Raw genomic sequence first — 19,778 nt, forward strand, 5'->3', positions numbered from 1 at the left:
CCTGTGAGCAGCGAAAACCCCAACTTCGACGAGATCGAGGCTACCCCGGGAAACACGACGTCACTGCTGCGTACCGTCGTGGGAACCTCGTTGCGCCGCATCGGCGGCTGGATCGCGGTGGCAGACCTGGTCACTCTCATGCGGGCCATCGACATCCCGGACACCCGAACCCGCAACACCATCAGTCGGCTCAAGGCCAAGGGGCTCGTCCTGCCGCTCACTCGCGACCGGGCCCTCGGGTACGAGCTCAACCCCGCCGCGGTGCCCATGCTCGAGAAGGGCGACGAGCGGATCTACCACCCGCGCAGCATGGCGGCGGGGGAGCGCTGGTGCCTGATCTCCTACTCCGTACCGGAGGAGAACCGCGACCTGCGGCACCAGTTGCGCCGCAGGCTCTCCTGGATCGGCTGCGGGTCCGCCTCACCCGCGCTCTGGATCTGCCCCGAGTACCGGTTCCGCGACGTCGAGGAGATCCTCGCCGACCTCGGCCTCAGCGCTCGGGCGACGGTGTTCATGGCCGACGAGGTCCGTGGCGCCAAGGCACCCCAGGTCGCCGTCGCCCTCTGGTGGGATCTCGACGGCATCGCCGCCCTGCACCACACCTTTCTGGACCTCTGCGCCAAGCAGATCCCGGACGGGGAACCCTCGCCCCGCGAGGCCTTCGCCACCTGGATCCGTTGCCTCGACGCCTGGCGCGTCATCCCCTATCGCGACCCGGGCCTGCCGAGCTGGCTCCTGCCGGACGACTGGCCGGCGCGGCAGAGTATTCCCGTCTTCCTCGACCTGCGCGACCGGATCCGGCCGCTCGCCGACGCCTTCGTCGACGAGGTGACCGCAGGTAGCCGCGTTCCGATCAGACCGGGAGGTTCGCAATGTCCCTCGCCGAACACGGCAGCGATCCCACGTTGATCCGTGAGGCATTCGCCCGCTACCCGTCCGGCGTCGTCGCGCTCGCGGCTCAGGCGGACGGGGATCCGGCCGTCATGGTCGCCTCGTCGTTCGCGGTCGGCGTCTCACTCGACCCACCGCTGGTGCTCTTCTCGGCGCGCAACGAGTCGCGTACCTGGCACCGGATGCGGGAGTATCCCCGCATCGGGGTGTCGATGCTCAACGCCGACCAGGCGGCGCTGTGCCGCAGCCTGGCCGCCGCCGACGCCGCCACGCGCCTCGGCGACGATCCGGTCGAGCGCACCGCCGAGGGCGCGGTCCTGATCCCCGGCGCGCCACTCTGGCTGGACTGCTCCGTCTTCGGCGAGGTGCCGGCCGGCGATCACACCGTGGTGCTGCTGGAGGTGCACCGGCTCTGGCAGGACAGAGCGCTCGAACCACTGATCTTCCACGATTCGGCCTTCCGGCGGCTGGACGCGGCATGACGACCGCCGATGCCGTTCGGGCTGCGCACCGGCCGGCCGGGCACCGGCTCGGCATCGCGGTCGGCATGCCGGCGCCGGACGCCCTGGTCGACGGCCTCGCGGCGATCCTGCGGGCCGGCGGTCAGGACCCGCGGCGGCGGCTGGCCAGGTTGCGGCCTCGCTACGGCGAGACGGCCACCCGGCCTGAGGACGTCGCCTACTTCATCGACCGCTACGGGCACGAGTACACCGTGGTCGTGCTCGGCCCGACACACACCAGTGACGCCGTGATCGCGGCGTGCCGCGCCGAGGGCTGTGCGCTGGTCCTCGACGACTCCACCGGCTGACCCCCGCAAGCCGCCCCCATACGCACCGTCCTCGGCCCACAACGGGATGCTTTATCGCAATTTATCGGTATGAGCTACGAACAATCGATTGGACCTATCATGACCACCCTTCGACGTTCACGTACCGCTCTGGCCGCCCCGGCCGCCCTGCTGGCCCTCGCCACCGTCCTCGCCGGATGTTCCTCCGGGGACGACACCACCGCAGAGCCCGTATCCTCCGCCGCGGTGGACAGCGCTCTCGCCGCCGAACTGCCCGACGCCGTCAAGACGGCCGGGGCCATCACCGCCGGCGCGCTCTGGGAAACCCCACCGGTCATCAGCGTCACCGTCTCCGACACCTCGACACCGGTCGGCGTCGCGCCCGACCTGGCCGCGGCCGTCGGCTCGGTGCTGGGCGTGAAGGTCGAGTGGAAGAACATGCAGTGGCCCGCGCAGCTGCCCGGCGTGCAGTCGGGATCCGTCGACGTGCTCTGGGGCCAGGTCTCGGCCACCGCGGAGCGGGAGAAGAGCGTCGTCGACCTGGTGCCCTTCTACAAGTCCACGATGGCCCTGCTCCTGCCCGCGGACAAGGCGTCCGGCGTCACCGGGCTGGCCTCCATGTGCGGCAAGAAGGTGGGCCTTCCCGTCGGCTCGGTCCAGTCCAAGGTGGCGCAGACGGTCAGCGACGCCTCCTGCGCGGGCAACCCGATCAAGCTGGCCGAGTACTCCGGCGCCACGGCCGCGATCAGCGCGGTCAAGGCCGGCACGATCGATGCCTGGATGGACTCGACCAGCAGCCAGGAGGAGGTCGTCGAGCAGAGCGGTGCCACGTTCGCCGTCGCCGAACTGCCGGCCACCGAGTTCCCGCCGACCTACACCAGCATCGCGGTCGGCAAGAGCCAGCCCGGCCTCACCAAGGCGCTGCTCGGCGCGATGCAGAAGATCGTCGCCGACGGCACCTACGGCAAGATCATGGCCAAGTACGGCATGCAGGGCTCCGAGGTGACCGCGCAGGAAGTGGTGGCGAACCCGGTGACCAAAACCGCCATCGGCCAGACGGCCTTCTGACCCCGCCATGCGCTTCAGCATCCGGATCGGCAGTGGCGTCCCGGCCCGCGTCTTCCGCGACTGCGCGCTCACCGCGGAGGAGTTCGGCTTCGACCAGGTCTGGACCGGCAACGACCTGCTGCGCCGTTCGGGCGTCGTGCCGGTCACCCTGGCCCTCGCCGCGACCAGCCGGATCCACGTCGGGTCCAGCGTGCTGAATCCCGTCTCCCTGCACCCGGCCGAGATCGCGATGATCGCGGCCGGGTTGCAGGACCTCAGCGACGGGCGCTACCTGCTCGGGATCGGCGCGGGATCCGAGGTGTTCCTGCGCTGGGCCGGGCTCGAGCCGGGCACGCCGGTGCGGCGGACCCGGGAAGGGCTGCGGGCCGTGCGCACCCTGCTGGCCGGCGGCGTGCCGAGCGGCTGGCACGAACGGGCGGTGCTCAAGGACGGGCCGCCCGCCGCGACCCCGATCTACGTGGGTGCGATGGGCCCGCAGATGCTCGCCCTCGCGGGGCGTGAGGCCGACGGCGTCCTCGCACTCTGCCTCCCGCCGGACCGCCTCGACTGGTTCACCGCACAGGTCGGCGCCACGAAACCGGACTTCGACCTGGCCTGCTGCCTGTGGGTGTCGATCGACGAGGACCGGGACGCCGCCCGCGCCCACCTCGCCCAGAAGATCGCCGCCTACTCCGGGTCGCTGGCGCCGGCCACGCTCGAGGCCGGAGGCTTCGACGTCGAGAAGTTCCGGTACGTCCAGTCTCTCGTCACCGCCGGCGACCCGGCCGCCGCCGCGGCCGCCGTCGACGACGACATGCTGCGGCTCGGCATCGCGGGCGACGTCCGCGACGTCACCCACCGCTGCCAGGAGCTGATCAGCTCCGGCGTCCGACACCTCTCCTTCGGACAGCCCCTGGGCGCCTCGCTCACCGACGCCGTCGCCCTGCTCGGCCGTTCGGTCCTGCCCCTACTGCGAACCGGAGACCACCGATGAGCATCACCTCGGCCGCGCTGCCCGCCCTGCGTGAGCCACTCACCAGTGCTGACATCCTCGCCAACGTCGAGACCCTGATCCCGGTCGTACGGGAGGAGGCCGACGCCACCGAGGCCGACGCCGCCCTCACCGACCGGATGCGGGAGGCCCTGCGGGCGGCCGGCGCCTTCCGGGTGGGCTTTCCGAAGCACCGCGGGGGCCCCGCGATGAGCCTGACCGACCAGACCCGCATGGTCGAGGCGGTGGCGACCGCCGACGCCGGCGTCGCCTGGAACATGACCGTGCTGGCGGCCACCGGCTTCTACGCCGGCCGGCTCGGCGACGACGCCTTCGCCGAGCTGTACCCGACCCTCGACGTGCCGACCTGCGGCTCGTTCCATCCCAAGGGCCGGGCCGTCGAGGTCGACGGTGGCTACCGGGTGACCGGCCGCTGGAAGTTCGGCAGCGGCGTCCGCGCCGCCGAGCGGATCGTGGCCGGCGTCGAGGTCGAGCGCGACGGCGAGAAGGTCCGCAAGCCCGACGGCAGCGTTCTCACGCTCGGGGTCTGGCTGCCCGTCGACCAGGTCACGCTGATCGACGACTGGCAGGTGATCGGCCTGCGCGGTTCCGGTAGTCAGAGCTACGCCGTGACCGACGCCTTCGTGCCCGGACACCACAGCTTCGACCGGTTCCTGGCCCCCGACCCCACGGCCGAGCCCCTCAACAAGCACGTCGACCTGCCCTTCTACAGCATGGCTGGCATCTCGGTCGGCGTCGCCCAGCACGCCGTCGACCTGGCGACCGCTCAGCTGGGCAGCGGCGTCCGCCAGCCGACCGAACGCCAGCTGCACCTGCTCGGCGAAGCCAGCACCTACGTGCGGGCCGCCCGCAGTCTGATCCTCGACGGCGTCCGGGGCATCGACGAACGGATCTTCACCGACGGCATGGCCCCCGACGACCTGACGATGGCGCGCGGCGACGCGCCCCTGGCGCAGGAATTCACCCGGACCGTCCTCGACCGCTGCGCCGAGATCCTCGGCTCCCAGATCATCTACGACAGCTTCCCGTTCGAGCGGCTGGTGCGCGACGGCACCGGCATCACCGCGCACGCGTCCACCTGGCGCAGCCGCTGGACGTTGGTCGGCCGTGCCCTCGTGGAGGCGGCCCGATGACCGACGCCGCAGCGGCGACCACCGCCGCACCCAGTCTCGCGCCACGGCGCGACGTCGTCCCCGTACGGCACTGGGGCCGGACGGTCGGCGCCGCCATCGTCGTGCTGCTGGTGGCCGGCGGCGTCTACAGCCTCGCCACCAATCCCAACTTCGAATGGAGCGTGGTCGGCGACTTCCTCTTCGCCCCGACCGTCCTCAAGGGCCTGCTGCTGACCCTGGAGATCACCGCGATCGGCATGGTCTTCGCGCTGATCCTCGCCGTGGTGATCGGCGTGATGCGGATGTCGCCGAGCCGGATCATCGCCGGTTTCGCGGCCGCCTGGGTGTTCGTCTTCCGCGGCATCCCACTGATCGTCCTGCTGATTCTCGTCGGCAACCTCGGACTGTTCTTCAAGAACATCGTGATCGGCATCCCGTTCACCGGCGTCCAGTTCTGGTCGGCTCCGGTCGGCGACGTCGTCACCCCCTTCGTGGCCTCGGTGATCGGGCTGTCCCTGGCCGGCTCCGGCTACATGGCCGAGGTGGTGCGCAGCGGTTTGCTCGCCATCGGCAAGGGCCAGCACGAGACGGCCAAGGCGCTCGGACTCACCCGGGCCCAGGCGCTGCGCCACATCGTGCTCCCACAGGCCCTACGAGTGATCATTCCGCCGCTCGGCAACGAGGCCATCGGCATGCTCAAGGCGTCGGCCATCGTGTCGGTGATCGCCGGCGGAGACCTGCTGACCGTCGTGCAGGGCATCAGCGGCATCAACTTCCGCACGATCGAGATGCTCACCGTCGCCACCATCTGGTATCTGCTGGTGATCGCCGTGTCCTCGGTCGGTCAGTACTTCCTGGAACGGAGGGCCGCCGAGCGATGAGCGACGTGATGATCGACATTCGGGGCGTGGCCAAGTGGTACGGCCAGCACCAGGTCCTGCACGACATCGACCTGCGGGTCGGGCGCGGCGAGACGGTCTGCGTCATCGGGCCGTCCGGTTCGGGCAAGAGCACGCTGCTGCGCACCATCAACCACCTCGAGGACATCAACGCCGGCAGCATCTCGGTCGACGGCGAGCTCGTCGGCTACCGGGAGCGCGGCGGCCGGCTGCACGAGCTGCGCGAGTCGGACGCCTGCCGGCAGCGGCTCGGCATCGGCATGGTCTTCCAGCAGTTCAACCTGTTCCCGCACATGACCGTGCTGGACAACGTCGCGTTCGCCCCGATCAAGGTGAAGCGGCAGGACCCGGCCGCGGCCCGCGCGTACGCCCGCGAGTTGCTCGGCCGGGTGGGACTGACCGGCAAGGAGTCCGCGTACCCGTCCAAGCTCTCCGGCGGCCAGCAGCAGCGCGTCGCCATCGCCCGCGCCCTGGCGATGCGCCCGCAGGTCATGCTCTTCGACGAGCCGACCAGCGCGCTCGACCCCGAACTGGTCGGCGAGGTCCTCACCGTCATGAAGGACCTGGCGCTCACCGGCGGCATCACCCTCGTCGTGGTCACCCACGAGATGGGCTTCGCCCGCGAGGTCGGCGACCGGGTGGTCTTCATGGACCAGGGCCGCATCGTCGAGACGGGCACACCCGAGCAGGTGCTCGGCAACCCCGCTCAGGAACGCACCCGGGCGTTCCTGTCGGCGGTCCTGCGATGAGCCGGGTGGCACTGGTCGCCGGCGGCTCGGGACCGATCGGCGCGGCGGTCGCCGGCCGGCTGGTCGCTTCCGGGTACCGGGTCGCGCTGCACTTCCACCGCCGGCCCGACGCGGCGGCGAAGACCATGGCCGAGTTCGGCGACGGCCACCTCGTGGTCGGCGCCGACCTGGGCGACCCGGCTTCCCTCGACGTCGCGGTGACCCGGGTGGAGGACGAGCTCGGCCCCGTCGCCGTCCTGGTCAACTCGGCGCACCCCGGAAGACCCGAGCAGGCTCCGGTCGCCGAGCTGTCCGTGGGCGGGCTCGCCGCTCAGCTCAGCGCCGTCGGGGCACACGCCGCGCTCTGCGCCCGCGTCGTGCCCGGCATGCGGTCGGCCGGCTGGGGACGGGTGGTCTACGTGTCCGGTGCGCTGATGGCCCGTCCCGCGCCCGGGTACGGGGCGTACGGCGCGGCCAAGGCGGCAGCGAGCGTGCTCACCCGGTATCTCGCGGTGGAGGAGGGCCGCCACGGAATCACCGCCAACGTCGTGGCGCCCGGCCGGGTGGCGGTGGCGGGCGAGGAGCTGACCCCGGCCCAGCGCGCGCTCGCCACGAAGCTCCGGGAGCGCATGGCGCTGCCCGCGTTCCCGGACCCGTCCGACGTGGCCGACGCCGTGCTGACGTTCGTGAACTCGGGCGCGCTGACCGGGCAGACGCTCTGGGTGACCGGCGGGGAACCGATCGATGGGTGAGTCCCTGCTTCCGGGTGCCCGGCGGATACGCATCGTCGTCGAGCGGGCCGACCGGCCACGCTGCGGCATCCGCGTCGGCGACCACTGCGACGTCGACGGCACCGGACTGTCCACCGGCGGCCGGCCCTTCTGCCCGCAGGCGCTCATGGGCGTCCTGCCGGTGCTGGGCATGCGGCAGAGCCCGATCGACCTCGCCAGCTGGCTGGTGCGCAAGCCGTACCTGTGCTGCCCGGACGCGGAGGAGAACGTCGTGCTCAAGCTGGAGGTCCTCGAATGAGCGGAGTACGCGTGCGCTGCACCGTCGAGGACATGAACTACTCGGCCTGCGGCCTGCGGCCCGGCGACTGGTTCGAACTGGACGCCACCGGGCTGACCGTGCCCGAGGGCACCCGCTTCTGTTACTTCGCCATCGCCTCGCTGATTCCGGCGCTGCTGGGTCGGCTGGACGCCGACGAGCCCGACGCGTACCTGCGCGGCCGACCCCTGCTGGCGTGTCCCGATCCGCCGGAGGCCCTGCACATCAGAGTGGAGGTGGCGCCATGAGGCCCGTGACCTTCAGCGTCCGCATCGGTGGCCACGGCGTCCAGGCGACCGCCGACCAGGCGGTCCTCGTCGAGGAGGCGGGATTCGACCAGGTGTGGACGGGCAACGACATCTTCGGCGAGCCCGGCCTGGTGACCCTCGCCGCGATCGCGATGCGCACCAGCCGGATCCGCTTCGGCTCCGGCGTGATCGACCCGGTGTCACTGCACCCCGCCCAGATAGCCATGTACGCCTCCGGTCTGCAGGAGCTGTCCGGCGACCGGTTCCTGCTCGGCCTCGGCGCCGGATCGGACGTCTTCTTCCGCTGGGGCGGGATCGAGCCGAAGACGCCGGTCGTGCGTACCCGGGAGGCGGTGATCGCCATCCGCGAGCTGGTCAACGGCCGCAGCCCCGCCGGTGTCCCCGGCGTCGCCGAGGGCTGGAGCGAGCAGGCCGTGCTGCGCTCCTGGCGTCCCACCCCCATCTACATCGGCGCGATGGGCCCGCGCATGCTCGACCTGACCGGCCGCCTGGCCGACGGCGCACTCCCGCTCTGCCTGCCGCCGCGCCACGTGCACGGCGTGATCGAGCAACTCGCCGCCGGTGCCGCCAAGGCCGGTCGTTCCATCGAGGACCTGGACGTGGCGGCCTGCATCTGGGCATCCGTTTCGGACGACCGGGCTGCTGCCCGGCACCTGCTGGCCCGGCACATCGCGCTGTACAGCGGCTCGCTGTCGACCAGCGCGCTGGTCGCCAACGGGCTCGACCCGGACGAGTTCGCCCGTACCCAGGAGCTGATGCTCGCCGGCCGCCAGGCCGACGCCGTCGACTCCGTCACCGACGCCATGCTCGGCCTCGGCATCGTCGGCGGGGCCGGCGACGTGATCGACCAGTGCGCCCAGCTCATCGACGCGGGCGTCCGGCACATCTCGTTCGGCCCACCGCTGGGCCCCGACCCCGTGGCCACGGTCCGGCTGATCGGCGCCGAGGTCCTGCCCGTCCTCCGCAAGTCCCTGAACGCCTGAGGAGTGTCATGGTCATCATCCACGGCGGCATCGTCGTCGACCCCGCCCGCACCGCCGAGGTCGACGCGGCCGCGGTCACCTTCCAGAAGGCATCCAGGGGCGAGGACGGCTGCCTGGAGTACCAGCTCTCCTGGCTGGCCGGCTCGCCCGCCGAGCTGCGTCTGCTGGAGATCTGGGAGAGCCGGGAGAAGCACCAGGCCCACCGGGAGGCCGCCCACACGGTGGCGTGGACATCCTTCATTCGCGGCGTCGCAGTGGCCCCGGCGAGTTTCACCGACCTGACCACGGCGGACTGACCCGCACGAACCAGCAGGTCGATGCGGGGAGGCCGCCGCACACGGCCTGCTGCCCGGTCCCGGCGCGGACGGGCGGGTGATCAGTCGAGGCAGAACTCGTTGCCCTCGGGGTCGGCCATGACGAGGTGGCCCGCGTCGAGCGGGGGAGCGGGCTCGAAGCGTTCGAGCCGGGTCGCACCGAGGGCGACGAGCCGCTCGGCCTCCGCCTCCAGGGCCGCCATCCGCGCGTCGCCGGCCAGCCCCGGGGCGGCCCGCACGTCGAGGTGCACCCGGTTCTTGACCCGCTTGGGCTCCGGCACCCGCTGGAAGAACAGCCGTGGCGCGGAGCCGGCGGGGTCGACCACCGCCGAGGCGTCGTTGCGGCGCTCGGGCGGCACACCCATCGCCTCCAGCGCCTGCTCCCACGACTCGAAGCCGGGCGGCGGGGCCTGCACCTGGTGGCCGAGGACCTCGGCCCAGAAGGCCGCCAGCCGGGCCGGGTCGGCGCAGTCGAACGTGATCTGAACGTCGGTCATGGTGCCAGCCTCCGGCATATTGCGGACAGTTGCGTTCCTAGACCTGTGCAACGATCGGCGGGTGACCGCCGAGGCGACGACCGAGCGGGTGCTGCGGCTGCTGGCGCTGCTGCAACGGCGGCCGTCCTGGACCGCCGCCGAGATCGCCGCCGAGCTGGGCGTCACCGACCGCTCGGTGCGCCGAGACGTGCAGCGGCTGCGCGCGCTCGGCTACCCGGTGCACGCCACGGCGGGCGTCGGCGGCGGCTACCAGCTTGGCGCGGGCACCCGGCTGCCGCCGCTGCTGTTCGACGACGAGGAGGCGATCGCCACGGCGGTGTCCCTGCGGCTGGCCTCGGGTGGCACGATCGCCGGGGCGCAGGAGGCCGCGCTGCGGGCGCTCACCAAGCTCGACCAGGTGATGCCCGCGCGGCTGCGCGCCGAGGTGCGGGCCGTGCACGCGGCCACCGACACCCTGGTCGGTCCCGGCGTCGAGATCGACCCGGAGCTGCTGGTGACCCTCGCGCGGGCCTGCCGCGACGCCGTGCGGGTCCGGTTCCGGTACGCCGGCCGCGACGGCGGGGAGCGCGAGCGCACGGTCGAGCCGGTGCGGATGGTCACCACCGGCCGCCGCTGGTACCTGATGGCCTGGGACGTCGACCGCGACGACTGGCGCACCTTCCGGCTGGACCGGATGCGCCAGACGGCGGCGACGACGTGGCGCTTCCGGGCACGGGAGCATCCGGACCCGGTCGCCTACGTGCGGCGGTCCGTGGCCGAGGCCCCGTACCGGCACCTCGCCCGGGTGCGCGTGCACGCCGCGCCCGACGTGCTGCGGGAGTTGGTGCCGCCGCAGGTGGGGCGCGTCGAGGACGACCGCGACGGGTGGTGCGTGCTCGTCGTCGGCGGGGACGACCTGGACTGGCTCGCCCTGCACGTGGCCCGGCTGGGCTTCGAGGCGCAGGTGCTGGAGCCGGCGGAGCTGCGGCAGGCCCTCGCCCGGCTCGCCCGCCGCCTCGCGGCGATGGCCGAGCCGCGCTGACGGACGCCAGGCTCTGCCTGCCCGGTTGAGCGCCGAGAGGGTGCGCTCAGGTCACGCCGAGGGTGCCGGCGAGCTGGACGATCGTGCCCGGGGCGTGCGGGTCGCGGGCCACCCGGGCGAGCAACGTTCGCGCCGCCGGCCGGTGGCGTACCTCGGCGGACGCGGTGCGGTGGGCGTCCAGCAGTGTCCGGCCGGCGTTGGCGGGGTCATCGGTGTGGAGATAGGCGCGGGCGGCGTCGAGCAGGTGGGCGGCGCGGTGTTCAGCGGGCAGCCAGCGCCAGCCGTCGCGTGCGGTGGCCTTCCGGTGCCAGGTGATGGCGTCGTGCGCGTCGCCGAGGTCGACGGCTGCCGCAGCCCGGGCCAGGTCGACGGCGACGGGCCCGAACCCGGTGCGGTGGTGGTCGTGGCCGTCGCCCACCCGGGAGGCAAGGGTGGCGGCTTCGGCAATGAGGTCGGCGGTGGTCCGATGGTCGCCGGTTCGGGCGGCGGCCAGGGCGGCCTGGAGGAGCAGCGTGCCGCACAGCGACAGTTCGGCGGGGGTGCCGCTGGCCAGGTCGGGTGGGGCGATCCGGTACGCCGGGTGGCGTGTCGGCCGGCCCAGAGCGATCTCGTACGTCGACAGGGCCGTCCCGATCCGGTCCACGCCCTCGGCCCGTTCGGTCACGTCGGCGGGGCGGGCGTCCCGGCCGAGCAGCACTGCCGCATCGATCCGCAGGACGGCGGCGATTTCCTGGAGTGTGGACAACTTGTCGAGTGCTCGCACACCCCGTTCGACCTTGTCCACCCAGCTCTTGGACTTGCCGAGCCGATCGGCGAAGACCTGCTGCGACAGCTTCCGCCGACCGCGCCAGTAGGCGACCCGGCGGCCTACCGGCAGCAACTCGTCGCTCACCGCCACCGTGCCCAACGCGTGTTGGTCGGGCGGGCGGACGACCGCCGGGCTCCACAGTCCGGGCAGCTCAGCACCGACCCGCACCGCTGACACCACCGCGACTTGACCCTGAACAGGAACAGCCCAGCCGCGAAACCGAGCGCCGCCGTCGGTACCAGCGCGATCGATGACATCGAATTCCACCTCCCTGGCGTGGCCCTTACTCGGCCGGGTCCCCTCGTGGCCGCTGCTCGACGACCCAGCACGTACGATTCCCTGCCGAACCCGATAGTGTCAAATATGACAGGTGTTAAATGCGACAGTGTCTTCTCGCATAGCTTCGGTCTATGGTCCGGAGGCTGTATGGGAGCGCAGAGCTACAGGAACGTCTTGGTGTCTCCCGCGCCCGGATCGTGCAGATCGTTTCCCGGCCGGACTTCCCGCCCCCGTTCGACCGACTGGCCGGCGGAGCGGTGTGGCTGGTCGAGGACGTGGAGGCGTGGATTGACGTGCACCGGCCACACCAGGCCAGAGGCGTGGACCCGGACGCCCCGTAACGGGAAAGCACTATCGCTTGAGCTGGCGCGAGGCGCAGCAAGGTCCGATGGGGGTGCACTTCGGACATGCCCATACCGACTGGCGGCTACCGTGAGGTCGCCGAGGACGTCGCTGCCCGGATCAGGACCGGCGAGTACGCCCTGGGCGATCGTCTGCCGACGTACCGGGAACTCTCCGACCTGTACCAGGTCAGCGTCACCACCGTGCAGCGAGCCGTGATCATCTTGCAGGACCGCGGCCTGGTGGTCGGGTTGCAGGGTCGAGGGCTGTGGGTGGCGGAGGGTCCGCGAGGCGAACAGCGTTGACGGCGGCCATCGCATGACGTCCGGGTCGGCGGGATATGGGTGTGACGGCGGGAAGGCTCGCGGTCGCTGAGCCGTGGGTCTTGCATGATCGTCTGCTGATTGAGGAGACGACACGCCGGGCGAGTTCTCCAGAAACAGCGGACGATCATGGAATGCCGGCCACCCCAGGGGATTGCGCCGCCCTGCCCGTTGGTGACGGGTGCGGCAGCGTCCGGCTCACGCCTCAGCGTCAGCGCCACGGCTCTTCGGGTCGCCGGTGCGCCGGTGGTGGGCCAGCAGCCTGGACAGCAGCTCGGTCAGCCGCTGTCGCTCCTCGGGTGACAGCGGAGCCAGCAGTTGGTCCTGGCATTCGGCCAGCCGCTCCTCCAGTCGACGCAGCTGCCGCCTGCCCGCAGCGGTCAACGAGATGATGTTGCGCCGGTGGTCGGCGGGGTCCGGGGCCCGCTCGACCAGCTTGCGATCGGCGAGCTCGTTGATCGCCGCCACCATGTCGCTGAGGTGGATGCCGCTGCGGCGGCCCAGCGTGGCCTGGCTGGCCGGGCCGAACTCCTGAAGCGTCGCCAGTAGGCGGTAGTGGTAACCGCGGGCCTGGACGGACGAGAACCCGTCGCTCACCAGGCGCTGCGCGTGGCTGGCGGTCTGGGTGAGTAGCCAGCTGGGCAGGCTCTCCCAGCTGGCGGGCGTCCTGTCGGCTGGGTTCTCCATGTGACAAGCCTAACAATCGTTGGGAGCACTAACGATGACGGTATCGTTTGTTGCACGAACGTTCGGGAGGCAAACGAATCTCCTCTGGAGGCAAGGACATGATCCAACCGTTCCGCATCGACATCCCCCAGGCCGATCTCGACGACCTGAGCGACCGACTCTCTCGCACCCGGTGGCCCAACGAGATCGCCGACGCCGGGTGGGACTACGGCTTCCCGCAGGCGCGGCTCAGGGAACTGGCCGAACACTGGCGCACCGGCTACGACTGGCGCGCGCATGAGGCCGCGCTCAACGAGCTTCCGCACTTCACCACCGAGATCGACGGCCAGCACATCCACTTCGTTCACGTCAGGTCCGCGAAACCGGACGCGCTCGCGTTGATCCTCACCCACGGCTGGCCCGGCTCGTTCCTGGAGTTTCTCGACGTGATCGAGCCGCTGTCGCGCGACTTCCACCTGGTGATTCCGTCCATCCCGGGCTTCGGCTTCTCCGGGCCGACCCACGAGCGCGGCTGGGACGTCGTCCGGGTGGCGCGGGCCTGGGCCGAGCTGATGCGCCGTCTCGGGTACGAGCGCTACGGCGCGCAGGGCGGCGACTTCGGCTCGGGCATCTCGTTGGCGCTCGGCACGGTGGCCCCCGAGCAGGTCGTCGGGGTGCACGTCAACTACCTGCCGACCCGGCCGCTGCCGGACGCCGACATCCGCCTGTCCGAGACGGACGAGGCCCGGCTGGACAAGGTCAGGCAGCTGATGACGAACCGGCCGCCGTTCCAGGCGCTGCAGGCCACCACCCCGCAGACCATCGGCTACGCGCTGACCGACTCGCCCGTCGGCCAGCTGGCCTGGATCGCCGAGCGCTTCGCGCAGTGGACGGACCCGCGCTCACCGATCAGCGACGAGCGGATGCTCACCGACATCTCGCTGTACTGGCTGACCGCCACCGCGGCTTCTTCGGCGCGACTGCACCGCGAGGCCCCGCGTCGGATCGAGCAGTGCCCGGTGCCGGTCGGGGTGGCGGTGTTCCCGCACGACATCACGCAGGCTGTGCGACCGCTGGCCGAGCGGCTGTACGACATCCGGCACTGGTCGGAGTTCGAGCGCGGGGGCCACTTCGCCGCGATGGAGGTGCCGGAGCTGCTCGCCCGCTGGGCGGGCGAGCAGCTCCAGCACGGGCAACCCGGTCAGCCGCCCGTCGGCGGCTCCAGCCGGCCCGTGGCGGCCAGGCCCCGGTACCAGTGGGCGCTGTCCTTCCAGATCCGCTCCTGGGTGTCGTAGTCGACCCGGATGATGCCGAAGCGCCGGTCGTACCCGTACCCCCACTCGAAGTTGTCCAGCAGCGACCAGACGAAGTAGCCGCGCACGTCCGCGCCCGCGTCCATGGCCGCGCCGACCGCGTCGACGTGCCGGTACAGGTAGTCCAGCCGCCGGTCGTCGTGGACCCGGCCGTCGGGGGTGACCACGTCGTCGAACGCCGCGCCGTTCTCGGTGATCATCAGCGGCAGCCCGGGGTGTTCCCGGTGCAGCCGCAGCAGCAGCTCGGTCAGGCCGGCGGGCTCGATGTTCCAGCCCATCGCCGTGTACGGGCCCGGCTGCGGCAGGAAGTCGACGTCGTCGGCGCCGACCCACGGGGTGTGCACCGAGCTGCCGTGCCCGTCGTTGTCCGAGCGGGCCGAAACCCCGTCCCAGGCCCGGACCAGGGTGGTCGAGTAGTAGTTGACCCCGAGCACGTCCAGCGGCACCGCGATCGTGCGCTCGTCGCCGTCGCGCACGAACGACCAGTCGGTCACCGTCGCGGTGTCGGCGAGCAGGTCCGCCGGGTACGCCCCGTCGAGCATCGGGCCGAGGAACGCCCGGTTTGCCAGCGCGTCGATGCGGCGCACCGCGTCGGCGTCGGCCGCCGAGGCCGACGCCGGCCGGATCACGTGCAGGTTCAGCGTCACCGACAGCTCCGCCGCCGGCGCCAGCTCGCGCACCACCCGACCGGCCAGGCCGTGGGCCAGGTTGAGATGGTGTACGGCGGCCAGCGCCCCGGCCGGCTCGGTGCGGCCCGGCGCATGCACCCCGGAGCCGTAGCCGAGGTACGCCGAGCACCACGGCTCGTTGAACGTCGTCCAGGTGTGCACCCGGTCGCCGAGCGCCTCGACGACGCCGGCCGCGTAGTCCCGGAAGCGTAGGGCGGTGTCCCGCGCCGGCCAGCCGCCGGCGTCCTCCAGTTCCTGCGGCAGGTCCCAGTGGTACATGGTGGCCACCGGCCGCACGCCCCGCTCCAGCAGCCCGTCGACGAGCCGGGAGTAGAAGTCCAGCCCGGCCCGGTTGACCGCCCCGGAGCCGCCGGGCTGCACCCGGGGCCAGGAGATCGAGAACCGGTACGCGGCGAGCCCCAGGTCGGCGATGTGCCCCAGGTCCTCGGGCCACCGGTGGTAGTGGTCGGCGGCCACGTCGCCGGTGTCCCCGTTCAGCGTGCGGCCCGGGGTGTGGCTGTAGGTGTCCCAGATCGACGAGCCGCGCCCGTCCTCGGTGGCCCCGCCCTCGATCTGGTACGCCGCCGTGGCCGAGCCCCACACGAAGCCCTCGGGAAACACCCGGGTCACCGGTTCGCCTCCGTTCCCCGCACGTCGCCGCCGTGGCCGGGCGACTTCGATCTCAGCACGTCGCAGCCGTACCCGGACGACGCGCCGGCCACCAGCTCGACGGCGGCCGTCCCGTCGTCGTACCGCACCTCGAACTCGGCCACCGGCCCGCCGCCGGGCGAGGGGATGCGCACCCGGGTCCGCTGCCCGTCGACGGGCGCGAACAGCCGCAGCCGCACGCCGTCGGCCCATTCGTAGTCGGGCCGGTCGTGCGTCGAGCCGAACGGGATCACCGACCCGGGGCGGGCGAGCACCGGCAGGCTGTCGTAGTCGTGCTTCTCGGTGATCCACGCCGGCCCGGTGAGCTGCGCGCCGCTGACCAGATGCGTCCAGGTGCCGGCCGGCACGTAGTAGGTGACCTCGCCGTCGGCGCTCATCACGGGCGCGACCAGCACGTCCGGGCCGAGCATGTACTGCCGGTCCAGGTACGCGGCCGTCGGGTCGTCCGGGAACTCCACGACCATGGGCCGCATCACCGGCACCCCGTCGCGGTGCGCCTCCTCGGCCGCCGCCGCCAGATAGGGCATCAGGCGCAACTTGAGCCGGGTGAAATGGCGCAGCACCTCCACGGCCTCGTCGTCGTACGCCCACGGCACCCGGTACGAGCCGGAGCCGTGCAGCCGCGAGTGCGAGGAGAGCAGCCCGAACGCGATCCACCGCTTGAACACGGCCGGGTCGGGGGTGCCCTCGAAGCCGCCGATGTCGTGGCTCCAGTAGCCGAACCCGGACGCCGACAGCGACAGTCCGCCGCGCAGCGACTCGGCCATCGCCACGAACGTCGACTCGCAGTCGCCGCCCCAGTGCACCGGGAACTGCTGGCCGCCGGCCGTGGCCGACCGGGCGAACACGACCGCCTCACCGACGCCGCGCTCGGCCTCCAGCAGCTCGAAGACCGCCTTGTTGTAGAGGTAGGCGTAGTAGTTGTGCATCCGCTGCGGGTCCGACCCGTCGTGCCAGACCACCTCGGTGGGGATGCGCTCGCCGAAGTCGGTCTTGAAGCAGTCGACGCCCATGTCGAGCAGGACCTTGAGCTTGCTGTTGAACCAGGCCACCGCGTCGGGGTTGGTGAAGTCGACAAGCGCCATGCCGGCCTGCCACTTGTCCCACTGCCAGACCGACCCGTCGGGGTTGCGCACCAGGTAGCCGGCCCGGCGGCCCTCCTCGAACAGGTAGGAGCGCTGGGCGATGTACGGGTTGATCCAGACGCACACCTTCAGGCCGCGCTCGTGCAGCCGGCGCAGCATCCCTTCGGGGTCGGGGAAGGTCGCCGGGTCCCACACGAAGTCGACCCAGTGGAACTGCCGCATCCAGAAGCAGTCGAAGTGGAACACCGACAGCGGCAGGTCCCGCTCGGCCATCCCGTCGATGAACTCGGTGACGGTCTTCTCGTCGTACGACGTGGTGAACGACGTCGACAGCCACAGCCCGTACGACCAGGCCGGGACGCGGGCCGGGCGGCCGGTGAGCGCGGTGTAGCGGCGCAGCACGTCCTTCGGGGTGGGCCCGTCGATCAGGTAGTAGGTCAGCGACTGCCCCTCGACGCTGAACTGGGCCTGCGAGACGACCTCCGAGCCGACCTCGAACGACACGTGCTCGGGGTGGTCGACGAAGACGCCGTAGCCGGCGCTGCTGAGATAGAACGGCACGTTCTTGTACGCCTGCTCGCTGGCGGTGCCGCCGTCGGCGTTCCAGATTTCGACGGTCTGCCCGTTCTTGACGAACGGGCCGAACCGCTCGCCGAGGCCGTAGATCGTCTCACCGACGCCCAGCGCCAGCCGGTCGTGGACGAAGTGTCGGCCCTCGCCGTCGGTGACGACGCCGATGCTGCGCTCGGTGGACGAGGTGACCAGGCGGTCGCCGCGCAGGAAGTCGACCCGCCACCGGTCGACGAGCGTGACCCGGGCGGTCAGCTCACCGGTGGTCAGCGCCGCGCTGACGCCGGTGACCTCGACGGTGACCGGGTGGTCGTCGCCGGCCGCGAGGGCGAAGCGCGGCTGCTTCGGCAGCCCGCCGGAGTGGTGCCCGACGGTCACCCCGATCACGCCGGGGGCGGGGGAGAAGAACTGTACGGTGACGACCGGACGGTTGAGGGTGTCGCCCCGCCCGGTGATATGACCGGTCGGCGCGAAGACGGTGAAGCCGCGTTCGTCGGGCTCCACCGATTCGACTGTGCCGGGGCGCAGGACGGTGACCCCCGGACGCAGTTGCCAGTACCCGTCGGTGAACTTCACTTCTCGGCTCCTACCGTGATGCCGCGGCTCAGCGTGCGCTGGAAGATGAGGAAGAACACGATCGCCGGGACGAGGCTGATCAGCGCCCCGGCGTTGGTGGTGGGGGCGTCCATCAGCCGGTCGCCCTGCAACGACGCGAGGGCCACCGGGATGGTCTGGGTCTGGTTGTCGATGAGCATCACCAGCGGGATGAGGAACTCGTTCCAGGTCCAGATGAAGAAGAAGACCAGCAGCACGGCGAGGGTGGGCCGGACGTTGGGCAGGACGACCCGCCACAGGATCGTCCACTTGCCGGACCCGTCCAGCGCCGCCGCCTCCAGCAGGCTCTTGGGGAACGTGCCGAGCACCGAGGCGAGCAGGTACGTGCCGAACGCGCTCTGGATGACCGTGAAGATGATGATCACGACGAGTCGGGTGTTGTAGAGGCCGACCTCCTTGGCGAAGTAGTAGAGCGGGTACACCAGGGACTCCTGCGGCAGCATGTTCGCCAGCAGGAACGCCCCGACGATCCAGAGCCGGCCCCGGACCCGGCCGATGCCCAGCGCGTACGCGTTGAGCAGCGACACGGCGACCGCGAGCACCGCGACCGAGCCGGCGATGAGCGTGGAGTTCCACAGCTTCTGCGGGAAGTCGACCTGCGTCCAGTACGTGCGCAGGCCCTGGGTGTAGAACTCCGACGGCCAGCTCAGCGGCCCGTCCGTCGAGTATTGCCCGGGCGCCTTGAACGCGTTGAGCAGCATGAACACGAACGGCACCAGCATGACCAGCGCGCCGACGGTGACCACGGCCAGGACGATCCACCGGCCGGCGCCCCGGTGGTGCCGGTCGGGCACAGGAGCGGACCGGCCGGCCTTCGCGGGTGCCGCGGGTGTTTCGGTGAGGGTGACGGACATCAGTCGCTCCCGTCCCGTCGCTCGGCGCGGTGCTGCGCGCGGATGAACAGCAGCGCCACCACCACGATGATCAGTGTCAGCACGGTCGAGATCGCCGACCCGTACCCGACCTGGAGTTTCTTGAAGAACGTGTAGTACGCGAAGTACGACGGCACGTTGGTGGCGTTCTCCGGGCCGCCCCGGGTCAGCGCGTAGATCGGCCCGAACACCTTCATCGCGGCGATGGTGCAGGTGAGGGCCACGACGAACGTCTCCGGCCGGATCTGCGGCAGGGTGATCGCCCGGAACCGGCGGGCCCAGCCCGCGCCGTCGATCTCCGCCGCCTCGTACAGCTCGGGGTCGACCCGCTGCAACGCGGCCATGAACACGACCACCGGGTAGCCGATCTGCACCCAGATCATCACGCCCATCACCGCCGGCAGGGCGGTGTCGGGGTCGCCGAGCCAGTCGTGCGACAGCGCGCCCAGCCCGACGGCGTCGAGCAGCCCGTTGAGGGCCCCGTCGGGGCGCAGGATCCAGCCCCACACGATGCCGGCCACGACGACCGGCAGCACCTGCGGCAGGTAGAACGCGGCCCGCAGGGCGTTGGCGGTGCGCGGCTGGAACCGCCGGCCGATGATGTCGAACAGCACCGCCGCGAGCACCAGCCCGACGACGGTGGGCACCACGACCATCGCCACGATCATGAAGAGGGTGTTGCGGAACGACTGCCAGAAGACGGTGTCGTCGAGCAGTCGCTGGTAGTTCTCCAGCCCGACGAACGTCGGGTCGCCGATGCCGGACCAGCGGGTCAGCGACAGATAGCCGGTGAACAGCAGCGGCCCGCCGATGACCAGCGCGAAGAGCACCGCGCCGGGCAGCAGGTACAGCCAGTACCCCGCGTCGCCGCGCCGGCGGCGGTCGCCCCGGCCGCCCTTCGGGGTGGGGGTGGCCCGGCGTCGGGTGACGAGGGCGTCGGATGCAGCCATGGTGATCCCTC

24 protein-coding genes are annotated in these 19,778 nt (G+C 71.5%); 17 read left to right on the top strand and 7 right to left on the bottom strand.

Features of this window, described 5'->3' with window-relative positions; genetic code table 11:
• Positions 1-3 precede the first annotated feature (3 nt).
• The 13 genes from ACFT41_RS00700 to ACFT41_RS00760 all read left to right on the top strand — a co-directional run bounded on the left by ACFT41_RS00700 (position 4) and on the right by ACFT41_RS00760 (position 9,071).
• A complete protein-coding gene (locus ACFT41_RS00700; protein ID WP_377587356.1) occupies positions 4-909 on the top strand; it encodes a PaaX family transcriptional regulator C-terminal domain-containing protein in 906 nt (301 codons plus the stop codon).
• Complete coding sequence (locus ACFT41_RS00705) at positions 906-1,373, top strand: flavin reductase family protein (protein WP_377587354.1); 468 nt, start codon at positions 906-908, stop codon at positions 1,371-1,373. The genes ACFT41_RS00700 and ACFT41_RS00705 overlap by 4 nt, the downstream gene beginning before the upstream one ends.
• Positions 1,370-1,699, top strand: coding sequence for a hypothetical protein (locus tag ACFT41_RS00710; RefSeq protein ID WP_377587352.1), 330 nt, complete (start codon positions 1,370-1,372; stop codon positions 1,697-1,699). The genes ACFT41_RS00705 and ACFT41_RS00710 overlap by 4 nt, the downstream gene beginning before the upstream one ends.
• A 99-nt stretch (positions 1,700-1,798) precedes the next feature.
• Complete coding sequence (locus tag ACFT41_RS00715) at positions 1,799-2,746, top strand: transporter substrate-binding domain-containing protein (protein WP_377587351.1); 948 nt, start codon at positions 1,799-1,801, stop codon at positions 2,744-2,746.
• A gap of 7 nt (positions 2,747-2,753) precedes the next feature.
• A complete protein-coding gene (locus tag ACFT41_RS00720; protein WP_377587350.1) occupies positions 2,754-3,719 on the top strand; it encodes an LLM class flavin-dependent oxidoreductase in 966 nt (321 codons plus the stop codon).
• Positions 3,716-4,870, top strand: a complete 1,155-nt coding sequence (locus tag ACFT41_RS00725) for a hypothetical protein (protein WP_377587349.1) — start codon at positions 3,716-3,718, stop codon at positions 4,868-4,870. Before ACFT41_RS00720 ends, ACFT41_RS00725 begins: the two co-directional genes overlap by 4 nt.
• The gene (locus ACFT41_RS00730) at positions 4,867-5,730 is read left to right on the top strand and encodes an amino acid ABC transporter permease (RefSeq protein ID WP_377587347.1); all 864 of its coding nucleotides are present in this window, start codon (positions 4,867-4,869) and stop codon (positions 5,728-5,730) included. Before ACFT41_RS00725 ends, ACFT41_RS00730 begins: the two co-directional genes overlap by 4 nt.
• Positions 5,727-6,497: an amino acid ABC transporter ATP-binding protein gene (locus tag ACFT41_RS00735; protein ID WP_377587345.1), complete on the top strand. Its 771-nt coding sequence runs from the start codon at positions 5,727-5,729 to the stop codon at positions 6,495-6,497. The genes ACFT41_RS00730 and ACFT41_RS00735 overlap by 4 nt, the downstream gene beginning before the upstream one ends.
• Complete coding sequence (locus ACFT41_RS00740) at positions 6,494-7,228, top strand: SDR family NAD(P)-dependent oxidoreductase (RefSeq protein WP_377587344.1); 735 nt, start codon at positions 6,494-6,496, stop codon at positions 7,226-7,228. The genes ACFT41_RS00735 and ACFT41_RS00740 overlap by 4 nt, the downstream gene beginning before the upstream one ends.
• Positions 7,221-7,505 carry a TIGR04076 family protein gene (locus ACFT41_RS00745; RefSeq protein WP_377587343.1) on the top strand — a complete coding sequence of 95 codons (285 nt, stop codon included), beginning with the start codon at positions 7,221-7,223 and terminating at the stop codon, positions 7,503-7,505. The genes ACFT41_RS00740 and ACFT41_RS00745 overlap by 8 nt, the downstream gene beginning before the upstream one ends.
• Positions 7,502-7,771: a TIGR04076 family protein gene (locus tag ACFT41_RS00750; protein WP_377587341.1), complete on the top strand. Its 270-nt coding sequence runs from the start codon at positions 7,502-7,504 to the stop codon at positions 7,769-7,771. Before ACFT41_RS00745 ends, ACFT41_RS00750 begins: the two co-directional genes overlap by 4 nt.
• Positions 7,768-8,775 carry an LLM class flavin-dependent oxidoreductase gene (locus tag ACFT41_RS00755; protein WP_377587339.1) on the top strand — a complete coding sequence of 336 codons (1,008 nt, stop codon included), beginning with the start codon at positions 7,768-7,770 and terminating at the stop codon, positions 8,773-8,775. The genes ACFT41_RS00750 and ACFT41_RS00755 overlap by 4 nt, the downstream gene beginning before the upstream one ends.
• A gap of 8 nt (positions 8,776-8,783) precedes the next feature.
• Complete coding sequence (locus ACFT41_RS00760) at positions 8,784-9,071, top strand: putative quinol monooxygenase (RefSeq protein WP_377587337.1); 288 nt, start codon at positions 8,784-8,786, stop codon at positions 9,069-9,071.
• Positions 9,072-9,151: 80 nt separating this feature from the next.
• On the opposite strand, the gene ACFT41_RS00765 is transcribed toward ACFT41_RS00760, so the two are convergent.
• Positions 9,152-9,586 (bottom strand): VOC family protein, encoded by a 435-nt coding sequence (locus ACFT41_RS00765; RefSeq protein ID WP_377587335.1) that lies wholly within the window; start codon positions 9,584-9,586, stop codon positions 9,152-9,154.
• A gap of 61 nt (positions 9,587-9,647) precedes the next feature.
• Here ACFT41_RS00765 and ACFT41_RS00770 point away from each other — a divergent pair, with 61 nt between their 5' ends.
• Positions 9,648-10,607 (top strand): helix-turn-helix transcriptional regulator, encoded by a 960-nt coding sequence (locus ACFT41_RS00770; protein WP_377587333.1) that lies wholly within the window; start codon positions 9,648-9,650, stop codon positions 10,605-10,607.
• Between the two features lie 46 nt (positions 10,608-10,653).
• Here the strand turns inward: ACFT41_RS00770 and ACFT41_RS00775 are convergent, their stop codons facing one another.
• Positions 10,654-11,583 carry a helix-turn-helix domain-containing protein gene (locus ACFT41_RS00775; protein ID WP_377587331.1) on the bottom strand — a complete coding sequence of 310 codons (930 nt, stop codon included), beginning with the start codon at positions 11,581-11,583 and terminating at the stop codon, positions 10,654-10,656.
• Positions 11,584-11,825: 242 nt separating this feature from the next.
• Here ACFT41_RS00775 and ACFT41_RS00780 point away from each other — a divergent pair, with 242 nt between their 5' ends.
• Positions 11,826-12,035, top strand: a complete 210-nt coding sequence (locus ACFT41_RS00780; protein WP_377587330.1) for a helix-turn-helix transcriptional regulator — start codon at positions 11,826-11,828, stop codon at positions 12,033-12,035.
• A gap of 66 nt (positions 12,036-12,101) precedes the next feature.
• Positions 12,102-12,341, top strand: coding sequence for a winged helix-turn-helix domain-containing protein (locus tag ACFT41_RS00785; protein ID WP_377587328.1), 240 nt, complete (start codon positions 12,102-12,104; stop codon positions 12,339-12,341).
• Between the two features lie 216 nt (positions 12,342-12,557).
• Here the strand turns inward: ACFT41_RS00785 and ACFT41_RS00790 are convergent, their stop codons facing one another.
• Positions 12,558-13,046 carry a MarR family winged helix-turn-helix transcriptional regulator gene (locus tag ACFT41_RS00790; protein ID WP_377587326.1) on the bottom strand — a complete coding sequence of 163 codons (489 nt, stop codon included), beginning with the start codon at positions 13,044-13,046 and terminating at the stop codon, positions 12,558-12,560.
• 98 nt (positions 13,047-13,144) lie between these two features.
• Between ACFT41_RS00790 and ACFT41_RS00795 the strand changes: the two genes are divergently transcribed.
• Positions 13,145-14,320, top strand: coding sequence for an epoxide hydrolase family protein (locus tag ACFT41_RS00795; RefSeq protein ID WP_377613707.1), 1,176 nt, complete (start codon positions 13,145-13,147; stop codon positions 14,318-14,320).
• Here ACFT41_RS00795 and ACFT41_RS00800 read toward each other — a convergent pair.
• From ACFT41_RS00800 to ACFT41_RS00815, 4 genes are read right to left on the bottom strand one after another with little or no spacing between them, the layout of a single operon-like run.
• Positions 14,227-15,636: a GH1 family beta-glucosidase gene (locus ACFT41_RS00800; protein WP_377613708.1), complete on the bottom strand. Its 1,410-nt coding sequence runs from the start codon at positions 15,634-15,636 to the stop codon at positions 14,227-14,229. The genes ACFT41_RS00795 and ACFT41_RS00800 overlap by 94 nt on opposite strands.
• Entirely contained in the window at positions 15,633-17,906 is a 2,274-nt protein-coding gene (gene yicI / locus ACFT41_RS00805; protein ID WP_377589995.1) for an alpha-xylosidase, read from the bottom strand. The genes ACFT41_RS00800 and yicI overlap by 4 nt, the downstream gene beginning before the upstream one ends.
• Positions 17,903-18,799: a carbohydrate ABC transporter permease gene (locus ACFT41_RS00810; protein ID WP_377589996.1), complete on the bottom strand. Its 897-nt coding sequence runs from the start codon at positions 18,797-18,799 to the stop codon at positions 17,903-17,905. The genes yicI and ACFT41_RS00810 overlap by 4 nt, the downstream gene beginning before the upstream one ends.
• On the bottom strand, positions 18,799-19,767 hold the full coding sequence (locus tag ACFT41_RS00815; RefSeq protein ID WP_377589997.1) for a carbohydrate ABC transporter permease: 969 nt from the start codon (positions 19,765-19,767) through the stop codon (positions 18,799-18,801). The genes ACFT41_RS00810 and ACFT41_RS00815 overlap by 1 nt, the downstream gene beginning before the upstream one ends.
• Positions 19,768-19,778: the final 11 nt, after the last annotated feature.

It is taken from the genome of Micromonospora sp. NPDC057141 (assembly GCF_042670805.1).
In the GTDB taxonomy this organism is placed as follows: Bacteria; Actinomycetota; Actinomycetes; order Mycobacteriales; family Micromonosporaceae; genus Micromonospora.

Coding starts and splice junctions, on each gene's coding strand:
- ACFT41_RS00730 (WP_377587347.1), top strand. CDS start 4,867: ATGACCGACGCCGCAGCGGCGACCACCGCCGCACCCAGTCTCGCGCCA.
- ACFT41_RS00745 (WP_377587343.1), top strand. CDS start 7,221: ATGGGTGAGTCCCTGCTTCCGGGTGCCCGGCGGATACGCATCGTCGTC.
- ACFT41_RS00715 (WP_377587351.1), top strand. CDS start 1,799: ATGACCACCCTTCGACGTTCACGTACCGCTCTGGCCGCCCCGGCCGCC.
- ACFT41_RS00765 (WP_377587335.1), bottom strand. CDS start 9,586: ATGACCGACGTTCAGATCACGTTCGACTGCGCCGACCCGGCCCGGCTG.
- ACFT41_RS00755 (WP_377587339.1), top strand. CDS start 7,768: ATGAGGCCCGTGACCTTCAGCGTCCGCATCGGTGGCCACGGCGTCCAG.
- ACFT41_RS00735 (WP_377587345.1), top strand. CDS start 5,727: ATGAGCGACGTGATGATCGACATTCGGGGCGTGGCCAAGTGGTACGGC.
- ACFT41_RS00750 (WP_377587341.1), top strand. CDS start 7,502: ATGAGCGGAGTACGCGTGCGCTGCACCGTCGAGGACATGAACTACTCG.
- ACFT41_RS00785 (WP_377587328.1), top strand. CDS start 12,102: ATGCCCATACCGACTGGCGGCTACCGTGAGGTCGCCGAGGACGTCGCT.
- ACFT41_RS00795 (WP_377613707.1), top strand. CDS start 13,145: ATGATCCAACCGTTCCGCATCGACATCCCCCAGGCCGATCTCGACGAC.
- ACFT41_RS00720 (WP_377587350.1), top strand. CDS start 2,754: ATGCGCTTCAGCATCCGGATCGGCAGTGGCGTCCCGGCCCGCGTCTTC.
- ACFT41_RS00725 (WP_377587349.1), top strand. CDS start 3,716: ATGAGCATCACCTCGGCCGCGCTGCCCGCCCTGCGTGAGCCACTCACC.
- ACFT41_RS00810 (WP_377589996.1), bottom strand. CDS start 18,799: ATGTCCGTCACCCTCACCGAAACACCCGCGGCACCCGCGAAGGCCGGC.
- ACFT41_RS00815 (WP_377589997.1), bottom strand. CDS start 19,767: ATGGCTGCATCCGACGCCCTCGTCACCCGACGCCGGGCCACCCCCACC.
- ACFT41_RS00710 (WP_377587352.1), top strand. CDS start 1,370: ATGACGACCGCCGATGCCGTTCGGGCTGCGCACCGGCCGGCCGGGCAC.
- ACFT41_RS00780 (WP_377587330.1), top strand. CDS start 11,826: ATGGTCCGGAGGCTGTATGGGAGCGCAGAGCTACAGGAACGTCTTGGT.
- ACFT41_RS00790 (WP_377587326.1), bottom strand. CDS start 13,046: ATGGAGAACCCAGCCGACAGGACGCCCGCCAGCTGGGAGAGCCTGCCC.
- ACFT41_RS00740 (WP_377587344.1), top strand. CDS start 6,494: ATGAGCCGGGTGGCACTGGTCGCCGGCGGCTCGGGACCGATCGGCGCG.
- ACFT41_RS00760 (WP_377587337.1), top strand. CDS start 8,784: ATGGTCATCATCCACGGCGGCATCGTCGTCGACCCCGCCCGCACCGCC.